This is a genomic window from Haloterrigena gelatinilytica (assembly GCF_013342145.1).
GTDB lineage: Archaea > Halobacteriota > Halobacteria > Halobacteriales > Natrialbaceae > Haloterrigena > Haloterrigena gelatinilytica.
Window position 1 is genome coordinate 1,635,366 of record NZ_JABUQZ010000001.1, and the last position, 12,718, is coordinate 1,648,083.

A 12,718-nucleotide genomic window follows, 5' to 3' on the forward strand; every position below is an offset into this window, starting at 1 on the left:
ATCTCGCTGAATATATATTCTTATTGGATCCCCAACTATATCGCGAGCGGGGACGGAACCCGCCGGCTCGGATCAGCCGTCGGGACCGAACCGCTCGGCGCGCTCGGTGTACTCCGCGAGCGTCTCGAGGAACCGGGCCGCGTCCGCGCCGTCGACGACCCGGTGGTCGAAGCTGAGGTCGTAGGTCACCTCGCGGCGGAACTCGAGTCCGTCGCCGCTCCGTCGCGGGCGCTCTCGCACCCGGCCGATTCCGAGGATCGCGACCTCCGGCGGGTTGATGACCGGCGTGAACGAGTCGACGCCGAGGACGCCGAGGTTCGTGACGGTGAACGTCCCGCCGCGGAGGTCGTCCATCGTGTACTCGCCGGATTGGACGGTCTCCGTCAGCCGTCGTCGTTCGGTCGCGATCTCTGCGAGGGACTTCGAGCCGACATCGCGCAGGACCGGCGTCACCAGTCCTGCCTCGATATCGACCGCGACGCCGACGTTGTGCTCCTCGTAGACGCGGTGGGTCTCGTCCTCGAACGTCGCGTTGAACGCCGGATGCTCCGCGAGCGTCGCCGAGAGCGCGGCCAGCACGACGTCGACGAGCGAGACGTCCGCTTCGAGGCGGTCGTTCGCGGTCTCGGCCGCACGGAACAGCGCCTCGGCGTCGACCGCCCGGCTGGCGGTCACGTGGACGGCGTTCCGATAGCTCTCCTGGAGCCGGTTCGCGATCGTGCGCCGCATCGGGGAGAGCGACCGCTCTTCGCGGACGGTTCGGTCCGTTTCGTCGGCGTTCGGGGTCTCGTCGTCGCCTCTCGACTCGTCGTCGCCGTCCGTTCCGTCGTCGCGGTTCGCGCCGCCGTTTCGGTCCCGTTCGCCGTCGCCGTTCGTCTCTGTCTCCAGTTCGTCGCTCCCGTCGGATGCTGTATCGGTGGGTGGCATCTGGAATCAGTTGTCGAGAGGAGTCGAACGCGGCGCCGCTACGCCGGAGCGATCCAGGCGAGGACGGCCCCGCGCTCGAACTCGTCGTCTTCCTCGAGGACGATCTCGTCGATCGCGCCGTCCGTCGGCGCCGGAACGTCGACGCTGACCTTCTCGACCTGGAACTCGCAGAGGTCGTCGCCCTCCTCGACGCCGGCGCCCTCGCTCAGGAACCAGTTGACGACGACGCCCTCGTCCTCGTCGGTGTCCTCGGGCCAGACGTCGCCGGTGTCGACGGCGACGCGGTCGTCGTCCGTACTCATTCGTCACCGCGGGCCGCGCGGACGGCGTCCGTGATGTCCTCGGCGTCCGGGACGACCTCGTTCTCCATCGGCCGCGCGTAGGGAAGCGGGACGTCCGGAACGGCCACCCGCTCGACGGCCTCGAGGTCGGCGAGTCCGTCCTCGGCCTCGGCCACCTGGGCGACGATTTCGCCGGTGACGCCGAACGACCGGTAGTCCTCGTCGACGACGACGAGTCGCCCGGTCTTCGCCACGGAGTCGCGGACAGTGTCGGTGTCGAGGGGAACGAGCGTCCGGAGGTCGACGACCTCGACGTCGATCCCGTCGTCGGCGAGTTCGTCGGCGGCCTCGAGCGCGCGGTGGACGTGCAGGCCGAGCGTGACGACGGTCACGTCGCTGCCTTCGCGCTTGACGTCGGCGCTGCCGAAGGGGATCGTGTACTCGTCCTCGGGGACGGGCGTCTTCGGTCCGTCGGGGGCCGGTAACCAGCCGATTCCCATGAGCCGCTTGTGGAACATGTAGACGACCGGATCGTCGTCGCGGATGGCGTTGTGCATCAACCCCTTCGCGTCGTAGGCGGTCGACGGCACGACGACCTTCATCCCGGGCAGGTGGGCGAACGTCCCGTAGAGGGTCTGGGAGTGCTGGGCGGCGTCGTTGTACGTGCCGCCGACGGCGGCCGTCAGAACCATCGGCACGCTGACGGAGCCGCCGCTCATGTAGGTGTTCTTGGCCATCTGGTTGTAGATCTGGTCCATCCCGACGCCGAAGAAATCGACGAACATGAGTTCGGCAATCGGTCGCATTCCCGCCTGGGCCGCGCCCACTGCGGCGCCGATGTACGCCGTCTCGCTGATGGGAACATCCATGATCCGGTCGTGACCGAACTCCTCTAACAGCCCCTCGGTGCTGTCGAAGATGCCGCCGTAGTCGGCGACGTCCTCGCCCATGTAGAAGACGTCGTCGTCCGCGCGCATCTCGTGGGCGATCGCCTCGACCATCGCCCGACTCATCGTCAGCGAGCGGTCGGTCTGCCGTTCCTTCGCGGGATCTTTCTCCTGTTGTGCCATCAGTCGTCACCTCCGGTCTCCGTTTTCGCGACGTTCGGTTCGCCGTCCGTCACGCCCGACGGCGGATTCGTGAACACGTCCTCGTGGGCGTCCGCCGGCTCTGGCTCCGGTTGCTCTTTCGCCCACTCGATCGCCTCCTCGACGCGTTCCTTGGCGCTCGAGCGCAACTCGTCGATCGTCTCGTCGTCGACGCCGTGAGCCCGCAGGTCCGACTCGAGGCGGTCGATCGAATCGCGCTGCTGGGCCGCGGCCTTATCCTCGTCGGAGCGGTAGGCCTGCGGATCCCCCATGAAGTGGCCCATCCGCCGGTGGACCTGCACCTCGAGCAGCGACGGCCCGTTCCGGTCTCGAGCGCGACCGATCGCCTCCCGCGCGGCCTCGTAGACCGCGACGGCGTCGTCGGCGTCCACGCGGGTTCCCGGCATGTCGAAGCCGTCGGCGCGCCGCGCGCCGTTCTCGACGTCGGTGACGCGATCTTTTGGCATGCTGATCGCCCAGTCGTTGTCCTCGACGACGAAGACCACGGGGAGGTCCTGGACGGCCGCCAGGTTGAGCGACTCGAGGAACGCGCCCTGATCGATCGCGCCCTCGCCGAGGAACGCGACCGCGACGCTGTCGGTATTTCGTTTCTTCGCGGCCAGTCCGGCGCCGACCGCGGGCGGGCAGCCCTCGGCGATGATCCCGCTGCACGCGAAGTTGACGTCGGGATCGAAGAGGTGCATGTGACCGCCCTTCCCCTTGCTCAGCCCCGTCTCGCGGCCGAAAATCTCGGCGGTCATCCGCTTCAGATCGACGCCCTTCGCGACGGCGATGTGGTGGGGCCGGTGCGGCGCCGTCACCGTGTCGTCGTCGCGCAGATGTTGGCAGACGCCCGCGCCCGACGCCTCGTGGCCCGCGGCGAGGTGTAACTCGCCGGGAATCGGCCCGGCGGAGATGTCGAACGCCGGTTGCTTCCCCTCGAGGTACTCCTCCTGGAGGCGCTCCTCGTACCGGCGCGCCGTCACCATGGCCTCGTACATTTCTTGTAGGTCGGTAACAGGTACCATACCGATGGGAGTGACCACATCGATCGATAAATAGCTAGGCACCGAAACGGCGACGCGAGTCCCCTAGAGCGGGACTCGAGGCTATATACGTCCGGATTCCTAACGTCCGATACCATGTATCAGGACGTGCTCATTCCGACGGACGGGAGCGACGGGACCCGCCAGTCGATCGACCACGGAATGGCCATCGCACAGCAGTTCGGGGCGACCATCCACGCGCTGTCGGTCGTTCCGGAGGGGCCCCTCGGGACGCTACAGAACGATACGGCGATCGCCGCCGCCGACCGCGCCGTCGAGCGCGTCGAGCGGGAGGCCACCCGCAAGGGCGTCGAAGCCGTGACGGCGGTCGAGCAGGGCGTCCCCCACGAGGAGATCCTCGAGTACGCCGACGAACACGACGTCGACATGATCGTCATGGGGACCCAGGGTCGGACCGGCCTCGACCGCGTGCTAGTCGGGAGCGTCACCGAGCGCGTCGTCCGGATGGCCGACGTGCCGGTCGTGACCGTTCGCCTCACCGAGAACGTCCGGATCGACGACGCCGACGAGGCGGTCCGGATCGCCCGCGAGGCGCTCGCCGAGGAGGACGGCTCGCTCGACCCGGCGGAGATCACCGTCCTCGAGGAGCCCCACCGAACCAGCGCCTCCTGGATCGTCCCCCTCGAGACGGCGACCGATACCGTCCACGTCCACGTCGACGCCGTATCGGGCGAGGCGCGGACCGCGAAACGACCCGAGTGACCGGCCGCGGGACGCTACCGAACGGGCCGAGAGAGCGGCGATGACGATTCGGCCGCGTTCCGGACCGAACCGGCCGGTAACGGGCTCGAGTCGACGCTCCGTCGCGCCACTACCTACACAGTTTGGCAATGGAGCTATCACTATCTGGGACGTTCACCCTAACGACGAGGGAGGAACACCTAGTCGTTGCCAGTAGGGGGGTTCCGACTCTGAGACAGTTCCCTCGTCCTCGGTTATCATCGTTCCACCGTCGGCTTTCGCCGGCCGACTTTTTCGGGCGCTCGAATCGATACCTACCGGACCGCCGGCGAGTGACGGCTCCGTTCTCTCGAGTCGGGTCAGCCAAAGAGGTCTCGCTCGGTCGTTCGTCGCTGCGGCTTTCGTCCGTCTCGAGAGTCATCGTCTCATTCGCTCTCAGACGATTCCGATAGCGGCGCAACGTGACGGTAGAAGTGACACTACAAAGCACTTATACTAGCGATCGAATCTGCCGGACGTCACTCGCCGATGAGTTCGTCACAACAGGACCCGAAACCGACCGATCGATCCCGCGCGATCCTCGAGCGACTCCACGCCGTCGCGAGACCGCGTCTGGGCATCGATCCGCGAGCGCTCGGTGCGTTTCGGATCGTGCTGGGAGCGCTCCTACTCGCCGATCTGGCGTTCCTCCGGGTGCCGGGATTGGTACCGTTTTACACCGACGGCGGCGTCTTCCCGCGGTCGGCGCTCGCCGACGTCTATCCGACGTTCGCGGCCGCGTCGCTCCACGCGGTCTCCGGCGCGGCGTGGGCACAAGGGATGCTGTTCGCGATCGCCGGCGTCGCCGCCGCGTGTCTCCTCGTCGGCTACCGGACGAAGCTCTCGCTGGGGCTGTCCCTGGTCCTGCTGGCCTCGCTGTTCGCCCGGAACCCGCACGTGGTCAACGGCGGCGACACCATCCTGCTCACGTTCCTGTTTCTGGGCCTGTTCCTGCCGCTCGACGCGCGCTGGTCGCTCGGCGACCGCCGGCGGAGCGACGACGAGCGCCCCGTCTACTCGCTCGAGACGGCGATTCTCTGCGTCCACTTCGTGGCCATCTACGCGGCGAGCGCGGTCCACAAGTTCCAGAGCGAGGCGTGGCTGTCCGGGACGGCGGTGCCCCGGATCTTCCACCTCGAGGAGTACGTCGTGCTGCTCGGGCCGTCCCTCGCCGAGTTCGGGACGGTGCTCACCGCGATCAACTGGCTCTGGGTCGCCGCGCTCTCCCTCTCGCCGTTCCTGATTCTGTACACCGGGCGGCCGCGGACCGCACTCGCCGCCGCGTTCGTCTGCGCCCACCTCGGGATGGCCGCGACGATGCGTCTGGGCGCGTTCCCGTTCGTCATGATCGCCGGCCTGCTCCTGTTCCTCCCGGCGCCGGTCTGGGACCGGCTCGAGGAGATCACAGCACCCGTCTCCTCGGGCGTCCGTCAGCGGCTCCCGGCCTCGATTCGGGTGGGTCGAATCGGAGAAACCGGACCGCTACTGCCCGAGTCGAGGCCACGCTTTCCCCGCGTCCGGCAGGGCGTCCGAGTCGGGAGCACCGCGTTGCTCGTCGGCGCGTTCGTCGCGATACTCTGCTGGCAGGCGGCGAGTCTCGGGATCGCCGCGGATTCGGCGCCGGATCTGGACGGCGAGCTCTCGGACGTGAGCTGGTCGTTCTTCGCGCCGAACCCGCCGGACACCTCGAGCTGGTACGCGATCGAGGCGACCCTCGAGTCGGGCGAGACGATCGACGCGGTCGACGGCGGCGAGGTCGCGTTCGACCCGCCGCCGGACGCCGCCGGGACGTACCCGACGACGCTCTGGCACCGGTACGGCGTCGACATGCGGTACGCCGGCGCGTCGCAGTACGAGCCGGCGGCGGCGTACGTCTGCGCGGAGTCGGATCGAGACCTCGAGTCGGTGACGATCTATCACCTCGAGCAGCCGGTCGAGGCGGACGGGCCGGTCGGCGATCCGGTCGTGAACGAACGGGTCACCAGACGCTGTTGAGCGCCCGTCCCCGAACGCGTCGGCAACGGCTGGGAACGATCGGCCGACTGCGATGTCACTCGGAGCGCTCCGAATCGTCCGAAATCCGGGGTAACGTGCGACTAGCCGGCCAGTAGGCTTAATTTGCGGTAGTCGAATACTCGAGTGGCGGGATGGGGAGTCCGCCGTTGCCGACGGCTACCGTTCGAACTGAGACATTCGAAACGACCACACCGTCCGCTGTCGGTCGAGATCGCTCCACTAGCAATCGTCGATCTCGGTCGCAACTTCGCCCCGTCGACACGCCACCGGTCGAAAGGGGAGTTCCGACGCCGACTTCCGTCGGCGTTTCGGGTGACACTACGTGCCGGTACCGAGGTGTCCGAGTCGAAGGCGACTCGAGGGAGGATGTGAGATCTGGCGTTCTCAGGGAGATGCGACCCGGACAGTATCCAGTATCGGCGAGTTCGTAATAATAGTCCGGAGCGTTTCGAGTCGTGAGTCGTCCCCGTCGCGGGCGATTCTCGCCGCTCGAGGTGCGACTTCCGGACCCTCCGTTAGTCACGGAAGTATCGATACCGGCTGATGGACAGGTTGATAATCCGGATTCGAGGTAGAGTTCGGATTTGAACGAGACCGAGTACCAAATCCGATCCCGTTGCCGACGCTCACGAAATTGTTCTCGTCAGTAAGCCAGGGCGGGGATTTGAACCCCGGGAGTCTCGATTACAAGTCGAGTGCATGAACCACCCATGCTCCCCTGGCGCAGTTTCGGGTTAGCCGTCCTCCTTTGAATGTGTATCGTTTTCCGAGCGGTCGTCGCCGAGGTCGCGTTCCATCGCGACCCGAAAGGTCTCGTACCCCTTCCGCTCGTAGAACCGGCGGGCGGCCTCGTTACGGGCCATCACCTCGAGCACGACGACGTCGGCGCCCTGGGACGCGAGTTCGTCCTCGACGGCCTCGAGCAGCGCCGTCCCGACGCCCTGCCCGCGGGCGGCGGGGACGACGTAGATGTTCGAGAGCACGCCGCGGGTGGCGTCGAGCTGGAGCGAGCCCCGCTCGACGGAAAACGAGGCGAAGCCGACGACGGTCCCGCCGTCGCGGGCGACGAGCAGCCCGTCGTTGACCTGGTGGGCCGCGAGCGTGTCCCGCATCGTCTCCCGGTTGGCGTCGGCGTGAACGTAGGAGTCGTGCCGGCGCTGGTCTCGAGCCAGCCGGACCCACAGGTCCGCGACCGTCTCGACGTCGTCGGCGGTGGCGCGTTCAATCGTCGGCCGGCTGTTGTCGTTTGGGTCCATCCTCGAGTGCGGTCACGGCCGGCAGCGGTTCCGCGGTGAGCATCCGCAGGGCGGCGCCGCCACCGGTGCTGACGTGTGTGAAGCCGTCGACGCCGAGGCTGCGCAGCGCGGAGGCGGTGTCGCCGCCGCCGACGATGCTCATCTCGACGTCGGTCGCGGCGCCGTAGAGCTGTCGGGTCCCCGTCGCGAACGCCTCCTCCTCGAAGACGCCGGCGGGGCCGTTGAGGATGACCGTGCCCGCGTCCTCGAGCAGGCGTTCGTAGTAGGCGAGCGTCGAGCTACCGATGTCCATGGCGGCCTCTTCGTCGCCCGGCGGGAGGGCGTTGACGCCGAGTTCGTGGCGTTCGCCGTCGCGTTCGACGGCGACGTCTCGCGGGAGCGCGATACTGTCGCCGTAGGCGTCGAGCAGGTCGGCGGCGCGGTCGATCTCGTCCCAGTAGCCCTGGTCGTAGATGAAGTCGGAGCTGGCGTCGCCGACGTCGACGCCGTCGGCGATGAGGAAGACGTTGCCGACGACGCCCGCGGTGAGGACGTGGTCGGCCAGCCCCTTCTCGAGGACGGACCAGGCGACGTCGATCGAGTCCGGGACCTTCGCCCCGCCGAGGACGTAGATCCGCGGTTCGGGGGTCTCCTCGATCGTCCCGAGGACGTCGAGTTCGGACTCCATCACGCGGCCGGCGTAGCCGGGGAGGACGGTCGGAAAGCCGACCAGCGAGGGCTGGGAGCGGTGGGCCGCGGCGAAGGCGTCGTTGACGTAGACGTCCAGCGCCGGCGCCAGCCCCTCCACGAGGTGGGTTTCGGCGGCGCGTTCGGGGTCGAACTCCATGTACTCCTCGCTGTAGAAGCGCGTGTTCTCGAGGACGAGGCAGTCGCCGTTCTCGAGGTTCCGGACGGCTTCGCGGGCGGCGTCGCTGAACGTCGTGTCCACGTGGTCGACGGGTCGCTCGAGCAGTTTCGAGAGCCGCTCGGCGTGGGACTCGAGGGAGACGAAGTCGTCGCCGCCGGGTCGGCCCTGGTGAGCGAGGACGGCGACCCGGCCGCCGCGCTCGAGCAGTTCCGAGAGGGTGTCCACGTGGGCACGCAGTCGGGCGTCGTCGGCGAGGGTACCGTCGTCGCCGATCGGGCTGTTGATGTCCACGCGGACGCCGACGGTGGTCCCTTCGACGTCGAGGTCGTCGAGGGTATCGATCATTATCTACGGGTGCACCGCGGCCCCCGAAAGGTCTTTCTATCGGAGAAATCGCTGTCGGTGACTGGTGTCGCGCTACGTCCTGACACGCATCGGCGCGGATCCGATCGGAGCGTCGGACCGCAGCCGCCGGCGCCTCGACGGTCACACCGTGCGACAGTCCGCACAGACCAGTTGGCCGTTGGCGTCCCACAGCGCCTCCGCGAGCGAGCCGCAGGCTTCGCAGACGCCCTGGGTCGTGTACTCGTCGCCGCCGTTGGCCAGCATCCGCGAGTCGAGACTCTCGCCGGCGGGCTGGGACTGAGCCGAGCGCTCGTCTGACGGCTGCGCACCCTCGAGTCCCGTCGCGGTGTTGGCCGTTCGCCCGGGCGTCATCGTGGCCTGGAACGAGCCCGCGGCGGCGATGACGTCGCGCTGGGTGAGCAGGCCGACCACGCCCTCATCGTCCTCGACCACGACGTTGCGGATGCTCTCGCGGGCCATCGCGTCGGCGACGTCGGTGAGCGACCGGTCCGGCCCGAACGTGATGACCGGCGAACTCATGACGTCGCCGACGGTCGTCTCGGACGGATCGCGCTCGTCGGCGACGACGTCGAGGACGTCCCACTCGGTCATGATCCCGACCGGCTCGCTCCCGCGGACGACGAGGACGCAACTCGAGCGCTCCTCGCGCATGAGTTCGACGGCGCCGCGAACCGTGTCCGACTCGCTGACGCCGACGTAGTCGTTCGTCAGGACCTCCCTGACCGACAGTTCCGATTCCATGTGTGAAAGATAACCACACACAGGCTAAAAGCTACCCCCGCCACTCTTAAGCGAATCGGGATCGAAGTTTCGTGATTCGGTTCCTCGGCCGTTCTACCGCGGAAAAATGTCCGCTACGCTGGCGTCACCCCGTTCCCGGACGGTCCCACTCCCGGCGCGATCGCTCGAATCGCTTACCACTCGAGTTCGACGCGAGTCCCGTCGGCCCGACAGGTCTCGAGGGCGTGTTTCGCGGCGAAGCCGGCGTCGTGGGCGCACTCTCCGCGACCGACGCCGACCTGTAGTTCGACGTCGACGGCCTCCTCGACGTGGTAGATGGCCTCCTCGTAGTCGCCCCGATCGAGGTCCGGACAGGTGACGATGATGTTGTCCCCGCCGACGAAAAACGAGAGGCTGTCGTGGGCGTGGCGCATGTGCCGCATCAGTTCGGCGTACCCCTGTTCGATCTCGATGAACGTGTCGAAGGCGTTGAGTTCGTCGGTGTAGGTGCCGGTCGCGTTGATGACGTCGAAGTGGGCGATCTGGACGTCCTCTTCGGTTCGGTCGGCGGGGCCGACGGCCCGTCCCTCGAGGCACTCGCGCCGATCTTCATCCTGTGCGCTGCCGGCGTCCTGGACGCGGGCGGTCGCGTCGGCCAGCGCCTGCACGGGACTGGCGTCGGCCGCGACGCCGAGGCTGAGCGTCACGGGATACCGGTTGCCGACGGACTCCTGGAGGAGCGCGTGGTCCTCGAGATCGAGGCCGTTCGTGACGGCGATCATGTTGTCGAAGCGAGTGAAGAAGGTGTAGCCGCCGCGGTTCCCGACGAACTGGGAGATGTCGGCGTAGAGCCGAGACTGCATCGTCTGGAGGTCGGCCTCCCGTCGCGGCTCCGGTGTGACCGTCCACGGCCCGTAGTTGTCGATCTGAACGAGCGTAACCTGCGTATTAGTCACGGTAGCAGTGGCTTTCGAACGGCGTCATATAAGCGATACGTAATCCAGATTCGTGATGGGTTCGCGAACGTGAGACTCGAGGCGAGCGCTCGAGTCGGGAACCGGGCCTCGAGTCGAGAACGGAGGCGAGACGCGACGGTGTCCGCTTCAGGCGTGTTTCCGCTCGGGGTTCTTGCCCTGCGGGTGGTACTCCCAGAAGTCGCCGGCGCGCATGGCGTCGCCGACGGCCTTGTGCATGTCGAGGATCGTCTCGAAGCGCTCGGGTTCGACGTACTCGAAGATCTCGCGCATCGGGACGACGCGCTTGTAGTTGATCCGGATCGGGTAGTCGCCGTACTCCTCGACGAACTCGTCGCGGACCATCGGGAAGTCCTCCTCCTCGTCGACCTTGTCCGCGATGATTCGCATGTCGTACTTGCGCATTCCCTCGCTGCCTTCCTCGCCGTCGGGATCGACGGGCCAGTCGCTGCTCATACTCCGACGTGTGCAGGGGTCCCGCAAAAGGGTTACTCTCTGTCGTGGACAGGTCGACGGTGGAAATACCGACGCTGCATCTGCCAAAGCGATCCTCCTTGAGTCACGGCGGTTAACCGGAGTCTCTGGCAGCAAGCGACTCGTCTCCCCATTCAGCAGTACAATAACCATTGTTGGAGGCTTTGATCCACGAACGTGACTTGTGGGATTGCGCCCCTATTCGAACTGATTCTGGATGTATTCGGGAAGTGACCGCGCTGCGAACGCTGGAATGAATTCTGAAGCGAGAAACCGTCGTATTTCGGCAGTAGTGTGATCCGGCTCTCCTTCGATCACTGACGCTCGTTTCGCAATAGAGCTGATCGCAGCTTCCATATCAATTTCGGCGATAGCGTCTTTTGTTTCTCCAGTCCGGACGTCTTTCACCCAAAGGACCCAGCGGAAACCATCTGTCCCGATTGCGACAAGGTACCGCTTCTCTCGACTCTCGAGGTACTTCGCAAACGTATTTGACTCGACGTATTTCTTGATATCACTCGTCGCATTTCTTTTCGATCCAGTAAGTTGCTCCTTGTTGGCTGCTTTGGCCTCGAGAATACAGTCGAGCGTCGGTGAAACGTTTTTCAGCAGGTAATCTGGACGTTTGATCTCGATTTTGTGGTACGTGCTCGGGCGCCGGACGAAGTGGGGGCCCGTTCCAGTGTACTTCTCGGAAATCGGATTCCAGTACCCGAGGCCGTGGAGAACGGGCTCGATGAGGTACTGTTCCGTGAAATCCTCCGGTGATTGCTGGACTTTCGGTCCTGAAAGGGTCGTTGGCTTCCGACAGAGCTTCCGTAGCTCACCACCCTCGCCTAACTCTCGAAACTTCTCAGGAAACCTCCCAAGTTGCTGACAAACTCGTTCGGCGAGTATCGTATCAGCGTTGAGTCTCATTGAGGAATGTTCGGTAGTCATTCGCCAACAGCCACCTCGATGATCTTGATCTCCTCGACCAGCCCCGACTCGAGTTCGACCGGCGACTGCAGTTCGTTCATCGCCTCCCGTGCAGCGTCGCTACGCTCCCGTTCCTCGCGGCCCTGAATCCGCTCGTTGAGATAGTGACCGGAGACGAGATCCGAATTCGTGTGTGGCCGTCCCGACAGCGTTGCCTGACTCATACCAGCTCCCTTGAATTGTCATACCAATAATCATCTGGTAGGAGCGGGTACTCAGCGACTCGTTCCGAAACCGATCATTCGAATCGGTGTGAAGATCGATGCGGACGGCCAGCTTTGACGTGGCCAGCGAGGAGAGGGAGAGAGTGGACCGAGAATGTCTGCTGTTCGACAGGGCAACGTCACTGTATGATATCCGTCTTTAATTTAGTATGATATGTAAAATTTATCAACAACTATCGTCCCTCGGGGAACTATACCTCATCATGATATCCAACGCTCAGATTGGCGAACACATCGTCGGTGCGTACCACAAGATCGTCACCGACGCTGAAGTGGTCAGCTACAACCCGAGGTCTAAGGAGGACGGCGAACAGATGGAGATCGACGTCGTCGCGATCGACTCGAGCAACGGCACACAGACCATCTACGCCCGCGAGGTAATCACGCATCTCAACGGCTCGGCGTATTCGGGAACGCCTGATGACGACAAGTGGACCGAATTCGGTAACGACAGCTACCAGTACTCCCTCGAGAAACTCGAGACCAAGTTCGAGTCCGATTACGACTACGTGACGCGGGTCTTCGACGACGCTGATAAGTACATCTTCCAACTCTGGGCCCCGTACCTGTCCGACGGCTATCTCACCGACGGCCTCGAGAAACTCTCTACTGACTTCGAGGCCGAACGAGGTGAATTGATCGAACTTGTCATCAACGAAAGTTACACCGAGCGTGTCGACAAACTCTGAGCCCTCGCGGCCGAGGAGACGAAGACCTACGGGGAACCCGCGTTCCGATTCCTCAGATCCTCGAGCAATTGTGCTAAGGAGCCAGTGCTAT

14 protein-coding genes and 1 tRNA gene are annotated in these 12,718 nt (G+C 65.3%); 3 read left to right on the forward strand and 12 right to left on the reverse strand.

Annotated elements, in window-relative coordinates; all coding sequences use genetic code 11:
- Nucleotides 1-72 precede the first annotated feature (72 nt).
- From HTZ84_RS08230 to HTZ84_RS08245, 4 genes are read right to left on the reverse strand one after another with little or no spacing between them, the layout of a single operon-like run.
- Complete coding sequence (locus HTZ84_RS08230) at nt 73-927, reverse strand: 2-oxo acid dehydrogenase subunit E2 (RefSeq protein ID WP_174680235.1); 855 nt, start codon at nt 925-927, stop codon at nt 73-75.
- Nucleotides 928-965: 38 nt separating this feature from the next.
- Complete coding sequence (locus HTZ84_RS08235) at nt 966-1,229, reverse strand: lipoyl domain-containing protein (RefSeq protein WP_174680236.1); 264 nt, start codon at nt 1,227-1,229, stop codon at nt 966-968.
- Complete coding sequence (locus tag HTZ84_RS08240) at nt 1,226-2,278, reverse strand: alpha-ketoacid dehydrogenase subunit beta (RefSeq protein ID WP_174680237.1); 1,053 nt, start codon at nt 2,276-2,278, stop codon at nt 1,226-1,228. The genes HTZ84_RS08235 and HTZ84_RS08240 overlap by 4 nt, the downstream gene beginning before the upstream one ends.
- On the reverse strand, nt 2,278-3,297 hold the full coding sequence (locus HTZ84_RS08245; RefSeq protein ID WP_174682552.1) for a thiamine pyrophosphate-dependent dehydrogenase E1 component subunit alpha: 1,020 nt from the start codon (nt 3,295-3,297) through the stop codon (nt 2,278-2,280). Before HTZ84_RS08245 ends, HTZ84_RS08240 begins: the two co-directional genes overlap by 1 nt.
- A gap of 141 nt (nt 3,298-3,438) precedes the next feature.
- Between HTZ84_RS08245 and HTZ84_RS08250 the strand changes: the two genes are divergently transcribed.
- Together HTZ84_RS08250 and HTZ84_RS08255 are read left to right on the forward strand one after the other, a co-directional pair.
- Entirely contained in the window at nt 3,439-4,065 is a 627-nt protein-coding gene (locus HTZ84_RS08250; protein WP_174680238.1) for a universal stress protein, read from the forward strand.
- A gap of 507 nt (nt 4,066-4,572) precedes the next feature.
- Nucleotides 4,573-6,078 (forward strand): HTTM domain-containing protein, encoded by a 1,506-nt coding sequence (locus HTZ84_RS08255; RefSeq protein ID WP_174680239.1) that lies wholly within the window; start codon nt 4,573-4,575, stop codon nt 6,076-6,078.
- 670 nt (nt 6,079-6,748) lie between these two features.
- Here the strand turns inward: HTZ84_RS08255 and HTZ84_RS08260 are convergent.
- The 8 genes from HTZ84_RS08260 to HTZ84_RS08295 form a co-directional block, all read right to left on the reverse strand.
- A tRNA-Thr gene (locus tag HTZ84_RS08260) sits at nt 6,749-6,822 on the reverse strand.
- Nucleotides 6,823-6,833: 11 nt separating this feature from the next.
- On the reverse strand, nt 6,834-7,355 hold the full coding sequence (locus tag HTZ84_RS08265) for a GNAT family N-acetyltransferase (protein WP_174680240.1): 522 nt from the start codon (nt 7,353-7,355) through the stop codon (nt 6,834-6,836).
- On the reverse strand, nt 7,321-8,547 hold the full coding sequence (locus HTZ84_RS08270) for a phosphoglycerate kinase (protein WP_174680241.1): 1,227 nt from the start codon (nt 8,545-8,547) through the stop codon (nt 7,321-7,323). The genes HTZ84_RS08265 and HTZ84_RS08270 overlap by 35 nt, the downstream gene beginning before the upstream one ends.
- A 141-nt stretch (nt 8,548-8,688) precedes the next feature.
- Nucleotides 8,689-9,309, reverse strand: a complete 621-nt coding sequence (locus HTZ84_RS08275; RefSeq protein WP_008896858.1) for a CBS domain-containing protein — start codon at nt 9,307-9,309, stop codon at nt 8,689-8,691.
- Between the two features lie 173 nt (nt 9,310-9,482).
- Nucleotides 9,483-10,244, reverse strand: coding sequence for a GTP cyclohydrolase III (locus tag HTZ84_RS08280; RefSeq protein WP_174680242.1), 762 nt, complete (start codon nt 10,242-10,244; stop codon nt 9,483-9,485).
- Between the two features lie 147 nt (nt 10,245-10,391).
- Nucleotides 10,392-10,718 carry a DUF5785 family protein gene (locus tag HTZ84_RS08285; protein WP_008896856.1) on the reverse strand — a complete coding sequence of 109 codons (327 nt, stop codon included), beginning with the start codon at nt 10,716-10,718 and terminating at the stop codon, nt 10,392-10,394.
- Nucleotides 10,719-10,934: 216 nt separating this feature from the next.
- A complete protein-coding gene (locus HTZ84_RS08290) occupies nt 10,935-11,675 on the reverse strand; it encodes a hypothetical protein (protein WP_174680243.1) in 741 nt (246 codons plus the stop codon).
- Complete coding sequence (locus HTZ84_RS08295) at nt 11,672-11,878, reverse strand: hypothetical protein (protein WP_174680244.1); 207 nt, start codon at nt 11,876-11,878, stop codon at nt 11,672-11,674. The genes HTZ84_RS08290 and HTZ84_RS08295 overlap by 4 nt, the downstream gene beginning before the upstream one ends.
- Nucleotides 11,879-12,141: 263 nt before the next feature.
- Here HTZ84_RS08295 and HTZ84_RS08300 point away from each other — a divergent pair, with 263 nt between their 5' ends.
- Nucleotides 12,142-12,627, forward strand: a complete 486-nt coding sequence (locus HTZ84_RS08300; protein ID WP_254611722.1) for a hypothetical protein — start codon at nt 12,142-12,144, stop codon at nt 12,625-12,627.
- Nucleotides 12,628-12,718: the final 91 nt, after the last annotated feature.